This window comes from Hymenobacter sp. FMD4 (assembly GCF_058932745.1).
Window position 1 is genome coordinate 62,972 of the sequence record NZ_JBZYWH010000014.1, and the last position, 22,474, is coordinate 85,445.

A 22,474-nucleotide genomic window follows, 5' to 3' on the forward strand; every position below is an offset into this window, starting at 1 on the left:
CCCCGACGGGGCAGCCTCTTTTACTTATGCTACTTTGTGTACCAAGAAATTATCAAAAGGATGCTTTTACCCCACCTGCTCCACAGAAAGGCGGATAGCCTTCTGCAGAACTGCTGGCTGTTCTTGCTAACAGGCTGTTTTTACAGTCCATACGGAGACGAAAAGACCACTCACAAGCCAGCGGTGGCTGATGTCGTAGGCGAGTATGTATTGCATTATCAGAACGTCGATCCATCTGAAGCAGAAACATTTTACAAGTATCCAACCTCATTTAAGTCGAATTTGCCCCGGTTACTGATAAAGACAGATGGCACTTTTACGGCGTTGCATGTTCCCGATGTTGAGAGCAGACCTAACAGAAAAGTAACGAAGGAGGGTAAATGGAATTTTGAAACTATTGGCGGCATTGACGACGGCATATCTCTCAAAAGCCATTGGGGAATGAGATTAACTCCAATGCCTGGAACCTTGATGTATGCCGGCTTTCTGAATCACAAGGCTCCTTATGGAATCATCTTTACATACGGCGACCCCGACGCAGGTGAAGTGATGATATTCGAGAAGCGGCCTTAGTTGCGGAGGTCAATGATACGCAGATACACGGCGTATCAGTAGCCAGCCTGCTGACCAAGTAGCCCGTTGTGCTTGAGGGCTACTTTGTCAGCCTTTCCAACTCCGCCTTTTCGCGCTTGTTAAGGCTTTCCAAGCCCGAGCTGCTGATTTTATCGAGCAAGGCATCGAGTTCTTCCTGCTTTCGGCGCTTGATAATGTTGTGCAGGTCGTCCGGGGTGTAGAGGCCTTTATCGGCTTTGAAAGGGCGGTCCGCAATCAACAATTCGGGCCGGTACAGCAACGCTCCGATAAAAGCCACGCTGGGCACCACGATGCACAGGATAGGCAAGTAATTGACTTGCAACACGTATGGGTGTAGCCCTACCGCCACCACCAAGCCGCTCAGCCCGCCGCCTAAGTGAGCCGCGTGCCCGATAGTGCCTTGCTGGCTGCGCAACCCCAGTACAGAAATGCTCACGTAAATTAGTCCATAAAGCCAGCCGGGCATGTACAACTCCAGGAATGGCAACCCCACCTCGATGCCCGGAAACAGAATAATCGAAGCGAAGATCAAGCCGCTAATGGCACCAGAAGCACCCACTGACTGGTAGCCGGAATTGCGCCGGTGAATGAACAGTGAAAACAGATTGCCCCCGATTAGGCTTGCGACGTATAGAAGACCAAAATTGGCAGCCCCCAAAGTGGCTTCCAGCGCAGGAGCAAAGCAATACAGCGTCAGCATATTAAAGCCGAAGTGCAGCCAATTGGCGTGCAACAGCCCTGAAGACAGCAGCCGCTCGTATTTGCGGTGGGTAAGAATGCTACCTACGCTGAACGCATAGCGGTCCTGATAGCTCGCATCTTTAAGTCCATTGTAGGTAACAAAGGCGGTTACGAGGAGTATGCCTACCCCTACAAGTCCAAGGTCCATGGATAGTAATTGGCCTTACGGCAATTGAAGTGATTATCGAATACACAAAGCAGGCTACGCTTCGTATTCAGTCAATATTAGCTCCGAAAAATACTTGGACTTTATAATAAAAGCACCCTGAAGCTCAACGATAATTTTGGCGCGTAAAAAAAGCCAGGGCCGGAAGTTATCCGGCCCTGGCTTCAATTAATTAAGGGCTTGCTCCTACTTCAGCACGGCCACCGTTACGCCGTCGCCGCCGCGGTCGGCGTGCTCATTGGCGACGCTGGCCACGGCCCGTTGCGAGTGGAGGTAGTCTCGTACCACCTGGCGCAGTACGCCATTGCCGCGGCCGTGCAAGAATTTGATTTCTGGCACGCCCAGCATCACCGCATCGTCCACATAGTTCATGATGCGCTGCAGGGCATCTTCAGCCCGTTCGCCGCGCAGGTCCAGCGTGGTGCTGAACCCAGCCATGCGGCCGGTTACGTCGACGCCGCTGCCCGAGCGGGCTTCGGTGGCCGGTGCTTTGCGGGCGGCGTCTTTCTCCCGCTCCCGAATTTCCGAGCGCGTAAGCTTTTCGAGCTGCGCCACTTTCACAATGGTCTTCAGCCCGCCGAAGAACACCTCGGCGGTCTTGCCCTTTACGCTCACCAGTTCGCCGTGGCCTTCCTGCCCGATCAGCGCCACTTTGTCGCCGGGTTTTAGGGCACCGGCATCGGCGGCCTCGCGGTGGGCCCGCGGCTTTGGAGCTTCTTCTTTCAGCTCCTTCTGCACAAAGGCATCCAGGCTCTGACGGGCCGACTTGGTCTGCTCCTTCTCAGCCTGCGCCGTTCGGATCTGGTTGATGGTGGCTTCGATCTGAGCGTTGGTATCCTTCAGCAGCAACTTGGCCTTTTGCTTGGCTTCGCGCAGCACGTCCTGGCGGGTTTCCTCCAGGTGGTTTTTGAGCTCCTGATACTCCTGCGCCACTTTCTTCATGCGGCGCTCGTTTTTCTCGGCCTCGGCCGTGCGCTTTTCCAGCTCAGCCTTCTCGGCTTCGAGCTCTTCCAGCAAACGGTCGTAGCGCACCTTTTCTTTACCCACGAGCTGCGAAGCCCGCTCCACGATGGGCTTGGGCAGGCCGATCTTACGGGCAATTTCCAGCGCGAAGGACGAACCCGGCTTGCCGATTTCCAGGCGGTATAGCGGCTGCAAATGCTTCGGGTCGTAGCGCATGGCGCCGTTGATGAGGCCCGGCGTCCGCTCGGCCAGGTTTTTCAGGTTGGTGTAGTGCGTGGTGATGACGCCGAAGGCCCGCACACGGTTCAGCTCGCTTAGCACGGCTTCGGCAATGGCGCCGCCCAGCACCGGCTCGGTCCCAGTTCCGAATTCGTCGATGAGCACAAGGCTGCGCTTGCCCGCCAGCAGCAGGAATTGCTTCATGTGCGTCAGGTGCGATGAGTACGTACTCAGGTCGTTTTCCAGGCTTTGCTCGTCGCCGATATCAAGGAAGATATCATCAAACACGCCGGCTTCGGAACCGTCCTGCACCGGAATCAGCATGCCGCACTGCAACATGTACTGCACCAACCCCACCGTCTTCATTGCCACCGACTTACCGCCGGCGTTGGGCCCGGAAATTACCAGTATGCGTTGCTCGGGGTCGAGTTCGATATCCAAAGGCACCACTTCGCGGCCCTGCTCCTTGAAGTTCAGGTGCAGCAGCGGATGGCGGGCCGCTTTCCACTTCACCAGGGGCCGCGGCGCCACCTTAGGCAGCGTGGCTTCTACGCGCAGGGCAAAGCGGGCCTTGGCCCGGATAAAGTCCAGCAAGCCCAGGAACTGATAAGCGCGGCGCAGGTCCGGAATGTGCGGGCGCAGTTGATCGGTAAGACTGATCAGGATGCGCACCAACTCCCGGTGCCAAGCATTTTCGAGGTCCTTGATGTCGTTGTTGAGCTCGAACACCGCTTCCGGCTCGATAAACACCGTCTGCCCGGTGGCTGATTCGTCGTGAATCAGGCCCCGCACGCGGCGCTTGTGCTCAGCCAAAACGGGAAGTACGAGGCGGCCCCCGCGGATGGTGGGCTCAGCGCCTTCCGGCGTCCAGCCTTCGGAGCGGGCTTTGCGCAGTACGTCGGCAATCTGGCGCCGCAGGATGCCCTGACGGTTAATGAGTTCCTGCCGCAGCTGGCGCAGCAAGGGCGAGGCGTCATCGCGCACCCGGCCTTCGTCGTCCACCAGTTTATCCATGGAGGCCAGCAGGTTGCGGTCGGCCTGCACGCCTACGCCCAGCAAACGCAAGGTCGGGTACATGCCTTCAGCGGCCTGCGTGAAGAAAGTCAGCGCCTCGCGGATGGTGCGCAGCGACATCTTCAGTTCGAAGAAGGCGGGCACTTCCAGGAACGCACCGGGTAGCTGCGCCCGCAGTAGGTGCGGGTGCACGTCGTGGTAGTATTGGCTCGGAAAATCGGCGCCGGAGTGCAGTAGCTGACGAAACTCGTCGGTCTGCAGCAGCAGCTTGCGCAGCTCGTCGGCGCGGGGCTGAAACTGCATTTTCTGCACGTAATGCCGCCCGAGCTGGCTCAGGCACATCTCCGAAAGCAGCTCGCGCACCTGCGCAAAGCCGATTTTCTGCTCGAAGGTTTGGGGGTAAATCAAGTAGCGAAAAGACGTAATTCGGTGAAGTTAGGCTCGACCCATGGCTAAGCCTTCCTTAACACTCAGTATGGGCGAAAAGATTCAGGCAAAGCTAGGCGTTAGGCAGCAGCGGCAGCCTTTTGTGCAGGGGATAGTTAGCTATACGCTTTGCTGCCTGGATTAATTGAGCTGAAAGGCGCGGGGCCGCTGTACTGGACTGTAATCAGTCAAGCCCGCGCCAAATCCGCTTCCAGTTCCGCTGCCAAACGCTCAAACGCCGAGTCTTGGCCGGCCGCATCGTCGCGCATGATCAGTTCGGTACGCTTGCCGGAGCGCAGGCGCAGGATTAGGCGGGCGTGGCCGTCGTCACAGACCCGGGCTTCGCAGGTCGCTATTTCGGCCCGCTGTATCATTTCAATTGGATCAGTACTACGCGTAATGCGCAGTTCGGCCGGGGTTAGCTCGGCTTTTCCGCGGGAAGTGGCAACGCGGCGGCCCAGCCAGTACCCCAGCGCCAGTAACGCGAGGAACACGACGGTTGTAAGCCCGTTGTTTTCTGCCCCTACTACTGCGGCCACCGTACCCGCAAGGAGCATGACCCCACCAATGACGGCCCATAATAGCTTGGGTTTATAGACGTGCAACTCAAAAACTTGCGTAGCAACCGGCATATGCAAAAAAGAAATTTAGACTTGGGCTATTGCTGTACTGCCTGGGGGCGCCGATTGGCAGCATACACCCCCAAATACAATGAGCTGAAGGTGAGCAGCCGGGCGCCCTGGGTCCACTCGTAGCCGGGAGCCAGCAGTAGCCACACGCCCGCTACGAAACGCACGACGCTGCACGCAGCCAGTACATGACCGAAAGTACCTTGGAAAAAGTTGGGCCGCTCCAGGGACCGGCCGCCATCAGCAACCGCTGCGCTGAGTTGAAGTATCAAAGCTTCCGTAGAGCTTGCCTTGGCAGTACAGGCGGCATTGGCTGGTGAGTGTGTGGGTAGCTGTGATTTGCATACGGGCGGAGGAGTAGCGCAAGAAGCAGGCATAAGTTAGTAGGCAGCACTTGTGTACCGCTACCAAGTGCCAAGATTAATTGCCCGAAGCTCCCTTCCCGGACACCGCTTAGCCAGCTGGCCATTGGCGGCGTGACGCCCCCAATAGACCGGTTTGCTGGCGGTGACATACTCCAATAGGCGTGTTTTGTTGCTGGCAAATCAACCGGTAGCTTTGGCGCTTACGTTTACCAGGCTTTATGCACAAAAACCTACGTTCGGCTCTTTTCGCGCCAGCTTTCCAAAGCCTTGGCCCTGCCCAAAATACCGCACCGATTCGTTACTCAACTCGTTTGTGTGCATTGGGCATGCTATTGCTATCAAGTGTTTTACCATTATACCCCGCGGCTGCCCAAAATCCTGCCCTAGTACAAGCCTTGCCGCTGGCAGAACAGGAAATGCTGGGCGGCGTGGTCCGCTTACCCAACCAAAACACGGTAGTACTTATTGCTTCGGCCACTAGCCCAAACGTACGGGCTATAGCACTGGGTCCCGACGGGCACAAAGCATGGGAAGTCATGTTGCAAAAGCTGCAGCAAGTGCGCGCCGGCAGGTACTGGTTTGAATCCGGCCAGACCCAGCAGGAGCACCAGGCCAGCATCAACGACCTGCTGCCACTGGAAGTATTTACCAGCGGCAACGAGGTCTACGTGCACGAACAGCTAGGGTCGGACGGCCCCAAAGGCAGCCAGCTCAAGGCCGGGCAGATACTGATACAGCGTGTGGGCGAAGATGGCCAACTGCGTCCGACCTTAATCGAGCCTTTTCCCTACGAGACCCCAGCGTTTCGCTATGAGCTAGGGCACTTTGTGGACGCGGGCAGCTACTACCGGGTAATTGAGGAGCGCGACCGAAATAACCGACCCAAGGTTAATAAGTATCTGCTACGTCGCACCGATTTGACCTTTGGCGGCCGTCCTACGCACACAGAGTTGGCCCTCCCCAACCCGCCGGAATACCGCGGCGGAAATGAGTATTACAACGACTGGATTTACCTGGGCCACCGCCCCAACCAAACGTACTTCGGTCGGCGGTTTGCTTCGCCGGATAACCTGAAGGCGGCTTATAAGCATGCTGTTCAGTTCGAGGTGCTGGTGCTGGACAATACCGGCGTGAAGGTGGGCGGCTTCACTACCAATCTGGACTTGCCGGCCGGGCAGCACCCGATATTTTCGGGGCACATGCCCAACCTGTACGGCCAGGGTCACCGCCCCGAAGACCTGCATAATAATGGCTACGACAATTATCTGGGAACTGTAGGCTACGGTGACTACTACTTGGATTACACGACGGGCCACTGCCTGATATTCGGGGAATACGGAGCCAGTGCCAAAGCTTCACCGAAGGGCACTCCGCCGGTGGCAGGTTTTTTTATGCGTGAATACGAGCCCCTCACGGGCAAGCTGCTGCGCCAGGCCAATACCCCTTACCCAGCAAACTTGTACGCCTTACCGACTGCAGCCCGCCTTTTTCAGGACGGGTCGTTTCCCATTTCCCGCGCATGTTTTTTCAGCCTCGACCCAGCTTCCGGCCACGGGCAGTTCTCCTTCGTGCGCTACTTCCCAGGGCCACGCCCCACCAACCTAGACTTGCTGCAGGTAAACTTCGATGGGAACTGGGATTACCAGAGTCACCGAACGCGGCACTTCGCCAAAGCGGCGGAGTTTGCGAATCCGCCGGATGCCACGCTGGTGCATTATGCCGCGCCGCTGCACCTCTTCAGTGAACAACGACCGGAAGCTGGCGAATCCCGGTGGGTACATGGCGACGGCAGTACCGACGGAGCGCTTTACGCCGCCATCCGCCGGCTCGATACTGCCCAGCCCCAAGCGGCACCACGCGGTCATTACTGGCTGAGCCGCACCAGCCCTGAATCATTGCTCTTCCTGCAACAGCCCGCGGCGCGCGGCGGCGTGCTGAACGTGTACACGTGTCGCTAACGCGGCCTACCACTTTTCCTCAATCCCCAGCCCAAACAAAGCAAAGTCGTATTTCACCGGGTCCTCGGGGTCGAACTTACGCAGGTTGCCAGTCAGTTCGTTGGCCGCTTGCCAGTCGGTTTGCTTACGAGTGAGCAGCCCCAGGCGCCGTGCCACCCGCTCCACATGCACGTCGAGCGGGCATACCAGGTCGGCAGGTGACAAGCGCTGCCACAGGCCGAAATCCACGCCGCGGGTGTCGCGCCGCACCATCCAGCGCAGGTACATGTTCACGCGCTTGCAGGCCGAGTTACGGGCCGGCGTTGCCACGTGCTTGCGCGTGCGTTCGGGCGCATCGGGCAGGGAAAAGAACAGGTTGTGAAAGTTGATCAGCCGCTCGCGCTGCGTGGCACCCTGCAAAAAGGCATCTTCCAAGGACTCGTGCTGGCGGTAGTACCAGCTCAGCCAATGCACGAAGTACAGCAGGTCGGTGTCGCAGAAGGTGCGGTGGCAAAAGCGCTCCAGCCGGCGCAGATCGTCATCCTGGTGGTGCAGCACGAAGTCATACGGCGCATTGTCCATGCGCTCCAGTAGCTCATGCCCTTTTTTCAGGATAATGCTGCGCTTGCCCCAGGCCAACAGCGCCGCGAATAGTCCGCTGATTTCCACGTCCTGCAGCCGCGTAAAGCGGTGCGGCAGGCTGATGGGGTCCGGCGCAATAAACGTGGACTGATCGTACCGGTCGTACCGGTCGTCGAGCAGGGCTAGGAGCTGGGCGTGCGTCACTGAGGTAAAGGTCAAAGAGAAAGCCCGACAAAGGCCGGGCTTCCAGTACTTATTACGACAAACCAGAGTTGCTATGCCGCTAGGCTGCAACAGGTTTATCGGCTTACTCCGGCAGGTAGGATGTCTCCACGCGGAAGCGCTGATCGGGCGTATTCAACTTCCCGACGGCTTTCTTCGACAGGCGAATCAGTACGTTGGAGTTGTCGCCGGTATCGGGCAGCTTCCCGATGACGCGCACGTACACCACCTGGCCGTTCATGATGTTGCGTACCATCATAATGGTGCCCACCGGTGCTGTTTTGTGCAGAGCCAAGTACTTCTCCGAGTTACCCCCCTCAATGATGGCGGCCAGGCCACTTTCGGTGACTTTGCGCACGATTTCGTTGGCGCGGGTTGGTTCTTCTACCGGCTGCGAGGTGGGACTGGGCGGCGCTACGGCTGCTTCCCGCTCACGGCCCTTTTCGGCTTCGCGGGCTTTGGCCGCTTCGCGCTCAGCTTCGCGAATGCGCTCCTTTTCGGCCTCATCATCGCGCTCGGGGCGCGCCGTGGGCGGAGTAACAACTGGCTTGGCCGCCACCGCGGGGGCCGTTTCCGCTGGGGCATTGCCCGGTGCGATGATAAGCATCTGCCCCACCTTCACGCCGCCGTTGGCGGGCAGCTTGTTGTAGCGCTGCAGATCCGCCACGGCTACCCCAAACTTGCGTGAAACCGCAAACAGCGTCTGCCCGGCTTGCACTTTGAACACGCGGTTGCCTTGGGCATCAGTCGCTAGGCTCCGAATAGAAGCAGAAGCTTCAGTCGCCGCAGTAGCAGGCTTGGGAGTAGCCGCTGCGGTGCCGGCGCTTGGCAGCACAGCCCGCACCCGGGGCACCAGCACCTCCTGCCCCGAAACCAAGGCTCCTTTGATGCTGGGATTGGCCTCCATAAGCTGCTCTACGCTAACGTGGTAGCGCCGCGCCAGCCCGTAAAGCGTTTCGCCGGGCGCCACGCGGTGCCGGACGTAGGTTTTGTTTTGCCGGTACACTACACCTACCGAATCGGGCGGCAGCACATGGGCGGCGGCGGCGCTAAACGGTAGTACCAAAAAGAAAAAGGCGGAGAGAGTCTGAGTAATACGAGTCATACCTGAAAGGTCGTACGGCGCGGCGCGCGGCGTCAGTCGACGGCGTGTGGCACTGCCAAGAGCGGGCCACAACGGCGAAAGATACGGAAATATGCCTGCAGCGTGGGATTTTGACCGGTATCGTGCCACTTTTGCTGGGGTAAATCCTACCGATTTTCATTGCTTCACCGCATATTTATTCCAGCATGCACAGCATCGGCATCATTCCAGCCCGTTACGCCTCCACGCGCCTTCCTGGCAAACCTCTGATCGATCTGGGCGGCAAAACCATGATTCAGCGCGTGGTGGAGCAGGCTCGGCAGGCCGACTTGCAGCGCGTGGTGGTGGCCACCGACGATGAACGCATCTTAAAGCACGTGCAGGACTTCGGGGGCGAGGCGGTGCTCACCCACCCCGACCACCCCAGCGGCACCGACCGCGTGTGGGAAGCCTATCAGCAGTTGGGCACCGCAGCCGACTGCGTAGTGAACATTCAAGGCGACGAGCCTTTTATTCAGCCCGCCCAAATCAACGCACTACTGGGTCTGTTCGCCGATGAAGCCACCCAGATTGCGACGCTCGTCAAGCCAATACTCAACCAGGAAGAACTACTAAGCCCGCATCTGCCTAAGGTGGTACTGGGCGCGCAAGGCGAGGCGCTGTATTTCAGCCGCCACCCCATCCCTTATTTGCGCCAGCATCCGCAAACCGAATGGCTGCAGCACCACCGTTTTCTGCGCCACATTGGCCTGTATGCCTACCGGCCGGCCGTGCTGCAACAGCTCACGCAGCTTGCCCCAGCAGCGCTGGAGCTGGCCGAGTCGCTGGAGCAATTGCGTTGGTTGGCGCACAGCTATGGCATTCGCACGGCCGAAACGGAGCTGGAAACCATCGGGATTGATACACCGGAGGATGTGGAGCGCACCCTCCGCTACCTGCAGCGAGGCAGCTAACTGAGCCTGTCGGGTCAGGCAGCCGGCGCTGCAATGCGAATGGCCTTGGCGATGCGCACAAATTCCTTCAGCCGCTTGTATGGTTCGTCGTAGGCACGGCCCTCCACTACCACTATGCCCTGCGGGGTGCTGATGAGTAGCACCAAAGCTTTGCCCTCGCGTCCCTGATAGGTGTAAGAAATAACGTTTTCGTAGGCATAGTTACCGTTCATTTCGGTGTTGGCCTCCTGTACGTTTTCTACCTGTGTATCATTGCGGTAGTGCCGAATAAGCGAGAGACCTGCGTCCTGAATGGGCGTTTGCCCCTCGGTGGGCGGAAGGGTTGTGACGCGGAACATGGTCCCGAAAGCATCATTGCTCGGCTCACCCGCCGGAGTGTACATTGCCCAGGACCCGTCGCGGCCCAGCAATTCATAATCCGTATCAAGCATATCGATGCTGAACCCCAGCGCCTCTTCCACACTCACCTGCCGTTGCTGATCCACGTAGGACGTGAGCAGTGCCTGCTGCACCAGTTCCCGGGCCGCACCGTCGTATTTGGGATATACGCCCAGAAGCAGTGTCACGCGGGTAGAATCGCCGAACGCCAGCAGCGCCGACTCCAGCCCAATTCCCGACCGCACTGTCTGGGTCAGAAAAACCGCGGGCAGGCCGTTGAAGGTTGTCTCGCGCAGAGCATCAGCAGGAATGTCTTTTGCCTCGCTGATTTGCCGGCGCAATTCTTTCACGTAAGTCGTAAAGCTGCTATCGGGTAATTCTATCACCTGCACGAACTGCCTGTCCGACTTCCGAAGGATGTGCTGCAACGGTAGCAGTTCGAAGCCCTGCGGTGGTACCACCAGCATGTGGGTGCCGGGAATGTATGTATGCCTGGGAGTGGCTTTGGTAACGATATGTTCGGGCAGCGCCGCATCCGGCTGCTGACGGCAGCCCAGTAACCCCGGCAGCAGGGCTACCATACATATTCCTAAGCGCAGCGCTCTGGCTGCCGCGCGATACAGCGAAGGCATAAACGTGTGTAAAAACCAAGTAAGTAATCAGCCTTGCAAATTAGGAGTTTTACTTACTCTATTGATTATTCTAAGAACATCATAGCCTGCTTTTCTATACACTCATCCGGCATTTAGGCATTAGGCTCTATTCCTGCCTTCCCAGCACAATGTGGGTCAACAGTTGGCGGGCATGGCTAGTTGGCGGAGAGTTGCTGTAAAATAGGAACCTACTTCCCCAAGTTGCGGTCTGTCTTGGCTTCCAGTTGCTCTTCTGCCACGGAGGCCTGCTCCTCGCGCATTTCTTTCGACAAAAAGAAATTCAGCACCGTTCGGATGATGGCTATAGCTCCCAGTTGGCCTATTTGCTCCCAACTGGGCGCAATAGCCGTTGAAAGGATGTCGGCCGCTAGCTGAAACTCCAACGCCAAGGCTAGGTAGCGCGCCAGCAGCAACCGCACCGCCGTGAAGCTTTTCGGCCCGCGGCCCAACATCATCGGTATAAGCCGACCCAGGGCCAGCACCACACCCACGCCTATCACCAACGCCCCCACCGCCTCCACGCCTAGCTTCAGCCATTGGGCCATGACCCAGACAGTGCCCTCCACGGTTTCGAACACGGACTTCATGTGAGGGCAGAGGTAATGTGACCAGAAATCAAAGCCCCGCGCCGGGTTTCTTTCCCAGTCCTTTGCACGAAAGGCTTGATGCTGAGGAGCCGGAAAACTGGGCTGAGGTTCATATGGGCCGAAAAATCCTGCTCATGTATACGGCCATGCCTAAGCCTGCGGCCGCCGCCTGACTGCTCAGCCGCCTACTTTCTTGGCCTTGTAGCCTTGGCTGATCAGCTCGGCCAAGATTTTGTCGCGGAAGTCACCCTGAATTAGTATTTCGCCGTCTTTGGCATTGCCCCCCACACCACACTTGGTTTTCAGTGCCTTACCTAAGGCCTGCAGGTCTTCGTCACGCCCTGCAAAGCCGGTAATGAGGGTTACTTGCTTGCCGCCACGCTGTTTACGGTCCAGCTGTACGCGCAGCTGCTGTTGTTGCGGCGGAGGTGTTACAGCTTCTGAGGCGTCGTCTTGCTGATATTCAAATTCGGGGTTGGTGGAATACACCACGCCGTCGCGGTTGCGGTGATTTTTGGCCATGGTATTAGGTAGCAGCTTTACGGCTGCCGGTGGTTAAGTAATACATAAAACGATTCCAAAAGCTTAGCCCTTAAACGCAGTTCCAACGACTACCGGTAATGCCAACGGCTCCAGTGACACAGCAATATCGGTAGCCTCGCCGGCAAAGTCACCGTCGAGGTGAAAGCCCAGCGGCTGCTCGGAATGCACGCGCACAGTGTGAGTGGTGTGGTAGGCCGCGGCCCCGGAAGTAGGCAGGTCGCCGGCGGCCAGCCCGTAGGCTACGCGTACGGCACGGCTCAGTGGCAGCTGGTCGATCAGGCACACGTCCAACAGTCCGTCTCGAATATCAGCCAGCGGAGCGATGTAAGCATTGTTGCCGTATTGGGCGGCATTGGCAAAGGCCAACACGTAGCATTCGGTGCTGATTCGTTGGTCATTCAGCTCCAGGTTGATGGGGGTTGCTTGGTAGCGGCGGTATTCGCGCAGAGCTACACGCACGTAGGTAGCCAGGCCGCGCGTACCCGCCTCGGCAAAGCACCGGCTTACGTGCGCATCGAATCCTAGCCCGGCCGTGCAGAAGAACGGCTTGCCGTTCAGCCTCCCTACATCAATGGGCAGCACCCGCGGCTGACGCAGCAGATCCACTGCGCCAGCGGGCGTGAGCGGAATGCCTAGGTGCCGTGCCAAGCCATTACCCGAGCCTCGTGGCACTACACCAAGGGCCGCGCCCGTGCCTAGCAGGCCACGTCCAACCTCGTTCACGGTGCCATCGCCACCCACAGCCACCACCACGCCGTAGCCTTCGGTGGCAGCCGTGCGGGCCAGTTCCTCGGCGTGGCCGGCGTATTCGGTAGAGCGGATTTCGTAGTGCAGGCCGTAGCTTTTGCCCAGCTGCCGGTTTAGCAAGCCCTGCAAATCAAAGCGCCGGTTGGTGCCCGAAATCGGGTTGAAGATGAAGCACAGGCGCGAAAGGTTGGGCGTCATAGCGGGGCAAGATACGCAGTGGAGTGGCTTGCGGTGGGGCACGGCATGCACCGCGTTTGATGTTGTGCGGCGGCGCCAGCGGCCAGCCTGCGGGGTAGCCGCCTCCTGCATACGCAGGAACGCCCGCTCCGCCGGGTGGCGAAGCGGGCGTCTCACAGAATCAAGCGCAAAAATTACTTGGCGAAGGTGCCTAGTTTCTCGATCAGGTCGGCAGCGCGGGCGCTGTAGCCGGCCTCGTTGTCGTACCAGCCCACCACTTTCACCAGCGTACCGTTGGCGGAAGTCAGCTGCGAGTCGAAAATGCATGAGTGCGGGTTACCGATGATATCGATGCTTACCAGCGGATCGGTGCTGTACTCCAGAATGCCTTTCATGGGGCCTTCGGCAGCAGCCTTCATGGCGGCGTTGATTTCATCCTTGGTGACTTCGCGCTTCAGCACGGCTACGAAGTCAGTAGTAGAACCATCCGGCACGGGTACGCGCATGGCCACACCGTCCAGTTTGCCCTTCAGGTGGGGCAGCACCAGTCCTACGGCCTTGGCGGCGCCGGTGCTGGTGGGGATGATGCTGTACGCAGCGGCGCGGGCGCGACGCAGGTCTTTGTGAGGCGCGTCCTGCAGGTTTTGGTCGGAAGTGTAGGCGTGCACCGTGGTGATGTAGCCTTTCTCCAGGCCGAAAGCGTCGTCCAGCACCTTGGCCATCGGGGCCAGGCAGTTGGTAGTGCACGAAGCGTTCGACAGGATGGTTTCGTCACCCGTCAGGATGTCCTCGTTCACGCCCAGTACTACGGTCGGGATGTTGCCGGTAGCAGGAGCCGAGATTACCACCTTTTTGCAGCCGGCAGTGAGGTGCTGACCAGCGCCTTCTTCGTCGGTGAAGCGGCCGGTTGATTCCAGCACTACGTCCACCCCCATTTCACCCCAGGGCAGGAGCTTCGGGTCGCGCTCAGCCAAAGCCGCGATGCGCTGACCGTTCACGGTGAGGCTGGTTTCGTCGTACTCTACGGTGCCGTTGAAGCGGCCGTGTACGGAGTCAAACTTCAGCAGGTGAGCCAGCGTCTTGTTATCGGTCAGGTCGTTGATGGCAACTACCTCAACATCCGGGCGGTTCAGCAACGACCTAAAAGTCAGGCGGCCAATGCGGCCGAAGCCGTTGATGGCAACTTTAATTTTAGCCATATCAGGGAAAACGGGTTAGTGGCCCACGCTTCGGGCCGAAGTGAGAATGCGCGGCGAAGGTATGTGGGTACGGGGGTAAATACAAAATGGCCTTTAAAACTGAATGCCTTTTGCTTCTCCGCAGCTCCGCTACTGGTAGCCAAATAGCCAACTCTGCTCCATAATTGTTTCCTTTGCGCCCCTCAGACGCCTGGCCAATGACCACTGTTTACTTTCACAATGCCTTGTGCGATATTACTTACGACTCCGGCGGCTTTGTTTACCTCCGCTGGTCAGCTCACTCACCTAGTTCGGCCGAGTTGCGCGCCATCTACGAGCATACCTTGGGAGCCTTGGTGCGTTTCAATACAGGCAAGCTGCTGACCGACCACCGCTTCCGCCGCCCTTTGCCCCTACCCGAACAAGAATGGATTGCCCAGGAATGGATACCGCGGGCCATTAAGGAAGCGCGCTATACCCACTGTGCCGTCGTGGAAAGCGAAAACCCGATTGGCCGCTTAGCAGCCCGTAACATCGGAGCGACGCTGGTAGGCCCGCTACAATTCCGCTTCTTCACCGACATGGAAGCGGCCGTCGGATGGCTGACGGATAGGTAGGCAATGAGCTAGTAAGGCGTAAGTCGGACTTCCTGCAATTCCAGAGCGCCAAATACGATTTTAACGAAACGCTGCAATAGCAAAAGAGGCTCGCCGGAATTTCCGGCGAGCCTCTTTTTGTAGTCCGTAGGGGAATCGAACCCCTGTTGGCAGAATGAAAATCTGCAGTCCTAACCCCTAGACGAACGGACCGTTTTGGATTTGGTGGTGCAAATGTAGAAACAGATTTGAGAATTTCAAACTCCAACCTGCTAAAGCACGATTTTTTTCTTGGTGATGAAGTCGGTGGCCGTGGCCATTCGAATTAGTTGTCCGCAAAACCAATCGTTGCTTCTACTCAAGGAGTAAACAAAAGGCCTCCCGGTGTTTTACCGGGAGGCCTTAGCTAAACCGACAAGGTTGAGTAGTCCGTAGGGGAATCGAACCCCTGTTGGCAGAATGAAAATCTGCAGTCCTAACCCCTAGACGAACGGACCATTTAGTGGCGTACCGTTGTCGGTTTCAGTGGTGCAAAGATACAGCGCCAAGGATTTAACACAATAGCTACCACTGAAAAAAAAGCCTTCCCAGGTCAAATCAGCTGATTTTCAAGTTGAAATTTTTCAACCAAGCTACTTACCTGATTACCGAAACGTTGTGGGGCGGGGCATCGGCGCGGCCTGATGAGCTTGGCAGGAGCTATCTAGATAACCCAACAAAAAAAGCAGGCCGCCTGTCACGGCGCGACACCACACCTGAGGCCGCGCCAGTTGCCGCATTTGACAGGCAGCCCGCTAAAACAAAGGAAGCGCACCCGCCCAACTAGTGTGGCGGTAGAGATACTGAAATCGGTGCGCGGTAAATACGGAATTGCGAATCTGCGCTCGGCTTCCTTATGGGTGGCTGTTATGCAATACCGGCTTAGGAGTGTAATAATTGAGCTAAGTGGGGTTCATGCACGCTGATGAACCACAATGAGGTTCCCCTTTTGCCTGTTGGGTTAGCTCATCTTTTGTGGGTGCTGCGCGTATAGGGATGCGCCGGCGGTGGCTGCCGGTTTTCTCTTCCGCTGTTATGGACGTGTACCACGAAATCCTGCCCGACCGGTACGTACTGCTACTGGCCGATGCTCCAACGCCCGCCACCGGCTCGGCGGCCGATACACTGGCCCGGTGCCTGCTGCAGGCTTGGCGCAGCGGCAAAACCAGCGTCTGGATTGATTGCAGCCGCTTGCACCACCTTCCTCCTACGGCTCGGGACTTGCTCCTGCGTTACCAGAAGCGCCTCGGTCGTCGGGCGGTGCGTTTGGTGATTTCTCAGCCCTGCGAAGCCGTGAAAAATGCCTTCCAGGAAGTAGCACCGGAAGCCCTGCCGGAGATGGTGAATACGCTCGCATCCCCTACCGAATAACCCCTGGCAAACTTCCTGTTAGGTGGGCAGTTGTTAGGAGTCCTTTCCCCCTACCTTCCGCCCTATGAAATTATTGTACGGGTATCTGCGCCAGTACCGGGGCTTGCTGGTGCTGGCCTTGGCGTTGGCCGCGGTCAATCAGATCTTCTCGCTGCTTGACCCGTGGATTTTCCGCAAAATCATTGATCAATATGTGGTGCAGCCCGGCGGCTCGCTGCATAATCTAACGCTACGGGAGTTCCTGCGCGGCGCTGGCCCCTTGATTCTGGCTACTATGGGCGTCGCCATGGTGTCGCGCATTGCCAAAAATTTTCAGGACTACTACGTCAACGTCATCACGCAGCGCCTCGGAGCTCAGATATACTCCGACGGTCTACGACATTCGCTGGAACTGCCCTACCAAGTGTTTGAGGATCAACGCTCCGGCGAAACCTTGGGGAAGCTGCAGAAAGTGCGGACTGACACGGAGAAGCTGATTCAGTCGTTCGTCAACATCCTATTTACCTCACTGGTAGGTATAGTGTTCGTGGTGGCCTATGCCTTTACCGTGTACTGGCTCATTGCGCCGGTGTACTTCCTCACGATTCCGCTGCTGGTGGTGCTCAGCCTGACGCTGAGCAAGCGCATCAAGGTTATTCAGAAAACCATTGTGGCTGAAACCACAGCCTTGGCCGGTTCCACGACGGAAAGCTTGCGCAACATCGAGCTTGTCAAAAGCCTTGGGCTGGCCCAACAGGAAACCCAACGCCTGAATGGTACCACCGCCAAAATCCTGCAACTGGAGCTAAAAAAGGTGCGCTATCTGCGCTCCTTATCGTTTGTGCAGGGCACGTTTGTCAATTTACTGCGCAACGTGATTTTGATGATGTTGCTCTACCTAGTGGTGCAGGGGCGCGTGACGGTGGGCGAATTCTTCTCCCTTTTTATCTACTCGTTTTTCATTTTTGGACCGTTGCAAGAGCTTGGTTCCATTATCAATATCTACCGTGAAACGGAAGCCTCTTTGGCCAACTTTCAGCAGATCCTGGACACGCCGCGGGAAGTAAAGCCGGAAGCGCCTAAAGCTATCGGGGAGCTACGCACCTTAGAATTCGACCAAGTTCATTTCCGGCATTTATCGGCTAACACGGCCGCGCTGGATGGCATTTCGTTCCGTACCGAACTGGGTCAGACGGTAGCTTTTGTGGGGCCATCCGGTTCGGGCAAGACCACCTTAGTAAAGCTGCTGGTGGGACTGTACCCGCCGGCTCAAGGGCGCATTCTGTACAATGACGTGCCCGGCACGGAGCTGGATCTGGATGCGCTGCGCGAGCAAATCGGCTTTGTAACCCAGGACCCGCAGCTGTTTGCTGGTAGCATCCGTGACAATTTGCGTTTCGTAGCCCCGCAGGCCACCGATGAGGACTGCATGCGGGCCCTACGCCAAGCGGCCGCTGATTCACTACTGCAGCGTGCGCCCCAGGGCCTGGATACCGTTATCGGGGAAGGTGGCGTGAAGGTCTCGGGCGGCGAGAAGCAGCGCTTAAGCATCGCCCGCGCCTTGCTGCGCCGGCCCACGCTGATGGTATTCGACGAGGCTACCTCGGCACTGGATTCACTCACGGAAGAAGAAATTAGCCGAACGGTGCGTGAGTTATCGGCCACGCGCCAACACCTGACCATCCTGATTGCGCACCGGCTTAGCACCATCCTTCACGCCGATTGCATTTACGTGCTTGAGCGCGGCCGCATTGTGGAAGCCGGCAGACACGAGGAGCTACTGGAAGGCAAAGGCCTGTATTACGCCATGTGGCGGCAGCAGATTGGGGAACGGCAGCGGCCGGTTACGGCCGGCACTTCAGCACCCAATGGGGCACCAAAGAAACAACCCGCTTAAATCCTCAGAACGTCAACGCGCCCGCCGTACTCAGTTGTACAGCGGGCGCGTTGGTGTTCGGCAATGGCTATTAATGCTGCACCAGAACCCGGCGGCGCAGAACAGAACCGCCTTCAGCCTGCCACTGCAGAATGTATACGCCATTACGCAGTTCGGTCACCGGCACCTCTACGGAGCCAGAGGCTGCAGGCAGACGCAACTCCCGTACCAGCCGGCCGGCGGCATCAACCAAGGTGATATGCACACTGGTGGCCTTCTCTGTTAGCGGGCCGCGTACTTGCAGCACATCCGACGCAGGATTAGGGAAAGCCTGCAGATCGGTAGCCGACGCAAGGCCCGTAACGGGAATGGCATCAGTGAAGTGCTCAGCGCCATCGGTATCTACCTGCCGCAGCCTGTAGTAGCGTACTTGCCCGGCGCCCAGGGAGCGAGCATCGGTGGCTTCATAGCTGCGGCGCGTGGTGCTCTGACCGGCCGCAGCCACGCGGGCAACCTCCCGCCAGGTGTTACTGCTAGTCACATCATCAGTGGCTTGCACGGCGAAATAGTCGCTGCGCAATTCGCTGGCGGTAGCCCAGTTGATGCGCGCGCCCGCCAGGCCAGGCTCGTAACGGGCCGTAAGACTGATTAGCTCCACGGGTAGTGGGGTGCTCGTATTCAGTAACCGTAGCAAAGAGAAGTTGCAGGGGTTCGAGCCACTCAAGCTGAAATCGATGACGCTTTTGCCGCCAGTAATGTCGCTATCGGTGCTTAGCACGCGCGAGCGTTGTCCATTGGCAATGGCGTAGTGCATCACCGCGCCAGGCCGAATAATGTGGCCTAACTGGTGGGCGTGGCCGGCCTCGTGCAGGGCTACGCTTTCGAAGTCGTACTGGCTGGAGGTCGGTGCCGTAGTGGATAGGTTCCAGTTGGTGCCGTCGTTGAACACAAAATCCATCTCGCCCACTGCCCAATAAGTGACACCTGCGCTGCTGCAACCTGTGTAGTAAGAAGTAGTGCGCCCAAGCACGCCTGCTGGCAATTCGGTTCCTACATCAAAACGCACCACATTTACCCCGTCACTGGCGGCAGCGCTGATGCTGGTAGTGGTGCCGATTCGCCAGTTCATTTGCGTGGCCGCCGTCCAGGTGCTTAGGGCACGCTGAAAGGCACTTTTGGCATCGTCGTTGGCGGCGAACCCGGCATCGTACTGCAACGTGTAGCCCCCTTGGGTATCGTCGTTGATGAGCCGCGAGCGGCTGGGCACCGAACCGATATTGGAGTAAGCGTACACCACCGACAGCGGCGAAGGACTCGATGCCGTGGTTCCAGCGTCGACTACTACCCTGAACGTTCCTGAGCCGGCTCCGCCCCCATTAGCCCGCGACGGCACCCGCACCTGAATCTGGGTATTGGTCCACGACACGTAATCAGCAGCGTTAGCCGCCACGTACGAGCTGCCGCCGGCGTCGGCGTTTGGAAATTCTACGCGGCCACTCCCTTGAGTAGCTCCAAAATCAGAGCCATTTATCGTTAGTACAGCTCCGATTCCGGAGGAAAGCGCGGCCGGAGCAAAGCTGCTAACCACCGGAGCGGCAGTGCCGCGCGCCTGGTCAGCCACCGCCGATTCCAGCAGTTGATTGGTTTGTACTTCGCGGTGACGCTTACCCGTACCACGCTCTACGGCCGGATAAAGCTCATTTTCAATGGAGCGGTAACGGCCGAAAGGTTCGGCAGCGCTATGGTCGGTGGCGTCGTAACGCACGAAGCCCTGCGGGCCGGCGTAAAGGCGGTAAGCGGCGCGGTCGGGCCCGGAAGGGTCAAGTTCCAGAAAGAACATGCCTTGCTGTCCCACTGTCAGGCCAGCCGTGCCGCTTACTTCCTGGCGCTGCGCGCCGAGCGTGCCACCGGGCTCAGCCACCTGGAGGTTTCCAGTGGGCACTGCTCCGCTGAACACCTTATATACATCAAGTTGATTGACGGTAAAGATGCGACCAGCCGCATCGGCTACGGCGCGCTGCCCACTCACGCGTGCTTCCACAATGAGCGTGGCCTCGGCAGCGCGGCGTCTCAGGGCAATAGGCTCCAGCATGCAGGTCTCCTGCGCTTGGGCAGCCTGAGTGAAGAGGCCGCAAAGCAGCAGGATAAGGGCGAGTGGTTGGGGTCGAATCATAGAACCGTCTTTGCACTTGTCCGGGACGACCCAATCGGCGGCCTCGGGTCTGCGGCGAACAACGAAAGCCGTCTATTGATTCCAAAAATCAACTTTTTCAGTTTCCCATAAACGAAACCTTACGCTTTTGACGTTACTAACATGGAGCCTGACAACCCAACAGCCAGTTAAAAATTGGCAGCAAAATTGCACTAGCAGGCCTAGGCTAAAAGGACTTTTTCATGAATCATAACCGCATCTTTCGCCGCATACTAGCCAGTTGCCTCCTCACGTGGGGGGTACTGACGGGCGGCACAGCCACGGCTGCCCAACCGGCACCGCAGCGCGACGTGCTGCGTGAGATTACGGAGGTCGTGGGCCTGAAGCCGCGCTTTGAACTGCGCGCCACTACCCAAGTAGAAAATGCCGCTGCCGTGGTATACGGCGGCAAGCGTTACCTACTATATAACCCCAACTTCGTGGCGACAGTAAACCGTGCCGGCCGTACCGACTGGGCTGGAATTAGCATTCTGGCGCACGAGATGGGCCACCACCTCAATGGGCACACCCTGAAAGCCGGCGGCTCCAATCCAGCCGATGAGCTGGAAGCCGATGAATTTTCGGGCTTTGTGCTGCGGAAGATGGGTGCCAGCTTGGCCGAAGCCCAAACGGCTATGGCTGTTATAGCGCAGGATTACGATTCGCCCACGCACCCGGGTCGCCCTACCCGCTTGACGGCCATTGGACGCGGCTGGCAGCAGGCCAACCAGCAGATTGTAGCCAGCGCCCGTACCTCGGCGCCCTCGGCCCAGCCGGTAGCAGTGACGCCGCGCCCAGCCGCTTCGGCAGCTACCGCCAACTCCTCGGCGCTTAGCTTTGTGGGCAAGCTAATTTTCCGCAGCAGCCCCGATGAGCCGCTTTATCTCACTAAGAGCCTGAGCGTAGTGCGCCTCGACCACGAGGAGCGCACGGCCGAGGTAGTAGGCCGCCTGACCCGCTCCAGCAGCGCCGATTTTCCTTTTATACTAATCGACGCGCAACAGCGCCGCCTGTACGTCAGCGCGCAGGGCGGTATCTTCAACACCGAAGGCCAACAGATTGGCCGTTTGTCGGATCTTTCTTAGTTATACCCATTTGCTATCAAGGCCAGCTTCCTACTCGGGAGTTGGCCTTTTTTATGCTTGCGCGCTGGCCCGAGGCGGGTTTGAATAATCGGGCCGTCTACCTCAACGCCAAACTTCGTTCTTTGCGCTTATTCATCGCCCATTGACTTTATATGCCTTCCTACCCCTTCCTGCTCGTCGATGCTTTCACTACCAAGGCCATGGGGGGCAACCCCTGCGCCGTAGTGCTCAATGCTGATGACCTATCGGCGGAAACCATGCAGCAACTAGCCCGGGAATTCAATCAGTCTGAAACTGCTTTCGTGCGACGCTCATCCATGGCCGACGTAGCGGTGCGCTATTTCACACCAGCCGAGGAGATTCCCTTGGCCGGCCATCCCACCATTGCTACCGCTGCGGCTTTGGTTCACGCCGGGCACGTATCGTTGCTGGGCGGGCCAGCCGCTTTGCGCTTCGAGCTGCGCGACGGTCCGATCAACGTGGACGTGACGCCTGCTACGCCCACCCAGCCGCTGCTGGTCACGATGACCCAGCGCCGCCCGGTATTCGGAGCCGTGCACGATCCGGCCGTAGTCATGCCTTTGTTTGGCCTCAACCCCGACGATGTGCTGCCCGGCGCGCCCATACAGACGGTGAGTACCGGCACGCCCCAGCTGATGGTGCTGCTACGCGACCACGACGCCCTACGCCGCGCCCAAGCACCAAAGCCGGAAGAATACAGCCGCTACCGCTCGGCCAGCGACTTCTTCAGCCCGCACCTGTTTTGCCTGACCGGCGCTACCAGTGCTGGTCGCACCTTTGCCCGCCACTTCGGTACCCCACCCGATATTATGGAAGACCCCGTGACTGGTTCCGCCACAGGCGCCATGGCGGCTTACCTCTGGCACTATGATTACCTAACCGTGCCCGAATTTACCGCTGAGCAAGGCCACTGGATGGGACGCCCCGGCAACGTGCAGGTGCGCATACTTGGCGAACGGGCGGCAATCGAAACCGTGCAAATCAGCGGTTCGGCGGTAGTTCTGGTAGAAGGCACCTTAGAGCTTTAACAGACATAGCATGGTGGCCTGCAAGTAGGCAAGATTGGATGTTGCTCTGTTGGGGCGGTTCTATGACTTGTATATGCTGCAGCACCTCGCTTCAGCATGTCATTGACCGGACTTTAATTGATAGCACCAG

At 58.2% G+C, this 22,474-nt stretch carries 20 protein-coding genes and 2 tRNA genes; 8 read left to right on the top strand and 14 right to left on the bottom strand.

The window, feature by feature from the left end:
- The first annotated feature begins 36 nt into the window (after positions 1-36).
- On the top strand, positions 37-573 hold the full coding sequence (locus tag AC5FXY_RS13795) for a hypothetical protein (RefSeq protein WP_493557272.1): 537 nt from the start codon (positions 37-39) through the stop codon (positions 571-573).
- A gap of 79 nt (positions 574-652) precedes the next feature.
- Here AC5FXY_RS13795 and AC5FXY_RS13800 read toward each other — a convergent pair whose 3' ends face one another.
- From AC5FXY_RS13800 to AC5FXY_RS13815, 4 genes are all read right to left on the bottom strand, one after another.
- The gene (locus tag AC5FXY_RS13800; protein WP_493557273.1) at positions 653-1,483 is read right to left on the bottom strand and encodes a rhomboid family intramembrane serine protease; all 831 of its coding nucleotides are present in this window, start codon (positions 1,481-1,483) and stop codon (positions 653-655) included.
- Positions 1,484-1,687: 204 nt separating this feature from the next.
- Positions 1,688-4,105 (bottom strand): endonuclease MutS2, encoded by a 2,418-nt coding sequence (locus AC5FXY_RS13805; RefSeq protein ID WP_493557274.1) that lies wholly within the window; start codon positions 4,103-4,105, stop codon positions 1,688-1,690.
- A 206-nt stretch (positions 4,106-4,311) separates the two neighbouring features.
- Complete coding sequence (locus AC5FXY_RS13810; RefSeq protein ID WP_493557275.1) at positions 4,312-4,755, bottom strand: hypothetical protein; 444 nt, start codon at positions 4,753-4,755, stop codon at positions 4,312-4,314.
- Between the two features lie 26 nt (positions 4,756-4,781).
- Positions 4,782-4,919: a hypothetical protein gene (locus AC5FXY_RS13815; RefSeq protein ID WP_493557276.1), complete on the bottom strand. Its 138-nt coding sequence runs from the start codon at positions 4,917-4,919 to the stop codon at positions 4,782-4,784.
- Between the two features lie 593 nt (positions 4,920-5,512).
- Here AC5FXY_RS13815 and AC5FXY_RS13820 point away from each other — a divergent pair.
- Positions 5,513-7,075, top strand: coding sequence for a hypothetical protein (locus AC5FXY_RS13820; RefSeq protein ID WP_493557277.1), 1,563 nt, complete (start codon positions 5,513-5,515; stop codon positions 7,073-7,075).
- A 6-nt stretch (positions 7,076-7,081) separates the two neighbouring features.
- On the opposite strand, the gene AC5FXY_RS13825 is transcribed toward AC5FXY_RS13820, so the two are convergent.
- Together AC5FXY_RS13825 and AC5FXY_RS13830 are read right to left on the bottom strand one after the other, a co-directional pair.
- Entirely contained in the window at positions 7,082-7,855 is a 774-nt protein-coding gene (locus AC5FXY_RS13825; RefSeq protein WP_493557278.1) for a TIGR02757 family protein, read from the bottom strand.
- 88 nt (positions 7,856-7,943) lie between these two features.
- Complete coding sequence (locus tag AC5FXY_RS13830; RefSeq protein ID WP_493557279.1) at positions 7,944-8,963, bottom strand: LysM peptidoglycan-binding domain-containing protein; 1,020 nt, start codon at positions 8,961-8,963, stop codon at positions 7,944-7,946.
- Positions 8,964-9,148: 185 nt separating this feature from the next.
- Between AC5FXY_RS13830 and kdsB the strand changes: the two genes are divergently transcribed.
- On the top strand, positions 9,149-9,895 hold the full coding sequence (gene kdsB / locus AC5FXY_RS13835) for a 3-deoxy-manno-octulosonate cytidylyltransferase (protein WP_493557280.1): 747 nt from the start codon (positions 9,149-9,151) through the stop codon (positions 9,893-9,895).
- A gap of 14 nt (positions 9,896-9,909) precedes the next feature.
- Here the strand turns inward: kdsB and AC5FXY_RS13840 are convergent, their stop codons facing one another.
- The 5 genes from AC5FXY_RS13840 to gap all read right to left on the bottom strand — a co-directional run bounded on the left by AC5FXY_RS13840 (position 9,910) and on the right by gap (position 14,179).
- Positions 9,910-10,905: a hypothetical protein gene (locus AC5FXY_RS13840; protein WP_493557281.1), complete on the bottom strand. Its 996-nt coding sequence runs from the start codon at positions 10,903-10,905 to the stop codon at positions 9,910-9,912.
- Positions 10,906-11,114: 209 nt separating this feature from the next.
- Complete coding sequence (locus tag AC5FXY_RS13845) at positions 11,115-11,513, bottom strand: DUF1622 domain-containing protein (protein ID WP_493557282.1); 399 nt, start codon at positions 11,511-11,513, stop codon at positions 11,115-11,117.
- A gap of 177 nt (positions 11,514-11,690) precedes the next feature.
- On the bottom strand, positions 11,691-12,035 hold the full coding sequence (locus tag AC5FXY_RS13850; protein ID WP_493557283.1) for a translation initiation factor: 345 nt from the start codon (positions 12,033-12,035) through the stop codon (positions 11,691-11,693).
- A gap of 63 nt (positions 12,036-12,098) precedes the next feature.
- Entirely contained in the window at positions 12,099-13,157 is a 1,059-nt protein-coding gene (locus AC5FXY_RS13855; RefSeq protein WP_493557284.1) for a diacylglycerol/lipid kinase family protein, read from the bottom strand.
- 17 nt (positions 13,158-13,174) lie between these two features.
- On the bottom strand, positions 13,175-14,179 hold the full coding sequence (gene gap, locus AC5FXY_RS13860; protein WP_493557285.1) for a type I glyceraldehyde-3-phosphate dehydrogenase: 1,005 nt from the start codon (positions 14,177-14,179) through the stop codon (positions 13,175-13,177).
- A gap of 197 nt (positions 14,180-14,376) precedes the next feature.
- On the opposite strand from gap, the gene AC5FXY_RS13865 reads away from it, so the two are divergent.
- On the top strand, positions 14,377-14,775 hold the full coding sequence (locus tag AC5FXY_RS13865; RefSeq protein ID WP_493557286.1) for a hypothetical protein: 399 nt from the start codon (positions 14,377-14,379) through the stop codon (positions 14,773-14,775).
- 120 nt (positions 14,776-14,895) lie between these two features.
- Here AC5FXY_RS13865 and AC5FXY_RS13870 read toward each other — a convergent pair.
- Both AC5FXY_RS13870 and AC5FXY_RS13875 read right to left on the bottom strand, forming a co-directional pair.
- Positions 14,896-14,967: transfer RNA gene (locus AC5FXY_RS13870), tRNA-Glu, on the bottom strand.
- 212 nt (positions 14,968-15,179) lie between these two features.
- A tRNA-Glu gene (locus AC5FXY_RS13875) sits at positions 15,180-15,251 on the bottom strand.
- A gap of 577 nt (positions 15,252-15,828) precedes the next feature.
- On the opposite strand from AC5FXY_RS13875, the gene AC5FXY_RS13880 reads away from it, so the two are divergent.
- Together AC5FXY_RS13880 and AC5FXY_RS13885 are read left to right on the top strand one after the other, a co-directional pair.
- Complete coding sequence (locus tag AC5FXY_RS13880) at positions 15,829-16,164, top strand: STAS domain-containing protein (RefSeq protein ID WP_493557287.1); 336 nt, start codon at positions 15,829-15,831, stop codon at positions 16,162-16,164.
- 64 nt (positions 16,165-16,228) lie between these two features.
- Positions 16,229-18,040 (top strand): ABC transporter ATP-binding protein, encoded by a 1,812-nt coding sequence (locus tag AC5FXY_RS13885; RefSeq protein ID WP_493557288.1) that lies wholly within the window; start codon positions 16,229-16,231, stop codon positions 18,038-18,040.
- A 70-nt stretch (positions 18,041-18,110) separates the two neighbouring features.
- On the opposite strand, the gene AC5FXY_RS13890 is transcribed toward AC5FXY_RS13885, so the two are convergent.
- A complete protein-coding gene (locus AC5FXY_RS13890; protein WP_493557289.1) occupies positions 18,111-20,192 on the bottom strand; it encodes a T9SS type A sorting domain-containing protein in 2,082 nt (693 codons plus the stop codon).
- Between the two features lie 221 nt (positions 20,193-20,413).
- Between AC5FXY_RS13890 and AC5FXY_RS13895 the strand changes: the two genes are divergently transcribed.
- Both AC5FXY_RS13895 and AC5FXY_RS13900 read left to right on the top strand, forming a co-directional pair.
- Entirely contained in the window at positions 20,414-21,295 is an 882-nt protein-coding gene (locus AC5FXY_RS13895; RefSeq protein ID WP_493557290.1) for a M48 family metalloprotease, read from the top strand.
- A 152-nt stretch (positions 21,296-21,447) separates the two neighbouring features.
- Complete coding sequence (locus tag AC5FXY_RS13900) at positions 21,448-22,344, top strand: PhzF family phenazine biosynthesis protein (protein ID WP_493557291.1); 897 nt, start codon at positions 21,448-21,450, stop codon at positions 22,342-22,344.
- Positions 22,345-22,474: the final 130 nt, after the last annotated feature.

Coding starts and splice junctions, on each gene's coding strand:
- AC5FXY_RS13800 (WP_493557273.1), bottom strand. CDS start 1,483: ATGGACCTTGGACTTGTAGGGGTAGGCATACTCCTCGTAACCGCCTTT.
- AC5FXY_RS13810 (WP_493557275.1), bottom strand. CDS start 4,755: ATGCCGGTTGCTACGCAAGTTTTTGAGTTGCACGTCTATAAACCCAAG.
- AC5FXY_RS13830 (WP_493557279.1), bottom strand. CDS start 8,963: ATGACTCGTATTACTCAGACTCTCTCCGCCTTTTTCTTTTTGGTACTA.
- kdsB (WP_493557280.1), top strand. CDS start 9,149: ATGCACAGCATCGGCATCATTCCAGCCCGTTACGCCTCCACGCGCCTT.
- AC5FXY_RS13840 (WP_493557281.1), bottom strand. CDS start 10,905: ATGCCTTCGCTGTATCGCGCGGCAGCCAGAGCGCTGCGCTTAGGAATA.
- AC5FXY_RS13845 (WP_493557282.1), bottom strand. CDS start 11,513: ATGAAGTCCGTGTTCGAAACCGTGGAGGGCACTGTCTGGGTCATGGCC.
- AC5FXY_RS13850 (WP_493557283.1), bottom strand. CDS start 12,035: ATGGCCAAAAATCACCGCAACCGCGACGGCGTGGTGTATTCCACCAAC.
- gap (WP_493557285.1), bottom strand. CDS start 14,179: ATGGCTAAAATTAAAGTTGCCATCAACGGCTTCGGCCGCATTGGCCGC.
- AC5FXY_RS13865 (WP_493557286.1), top strand. CDS start 14,377: ATGACCACTGTTTACTTTCACAATGCCTTGTGCGATATTACTTACGAC.
- AC5FXY_RS13880 (WP_493557287.1), top strand. CDS start 15,829: ATGGACGTGTACCACGAAATCCTGCCCGACCGGTACGTACTGCTACTG.
- AC5FXY_RS13885 (WP_493557288.1), top strand. CDS start 16,229: ATGAAATTATTGTACGGGTATCTGCGCCAGTACCGGGGCTTGCTGGTG.
- AC5FXY_RS13890 (WP_493557289.1), bottom strand. CDS start 20,192: ATGATTCGACCCCAACCACTCGCCCTTATCCTGCTGCTTTGCGGCCTC.
- AC5FXY_RS13895 (WP_493557290.1), top strand. CDS start 20,414: ATGAATCATAACCGCATCTTTCGCCGCATACTAGCCAGTTGCCTCCTC.
- AC5FXY_RS13900 (WP_493557291.1), top strand. CDS start 21,448: ATGCCTTCCTACCCCTTCCTGCTCGTCGATGCTTTCACTACCAAGGCC.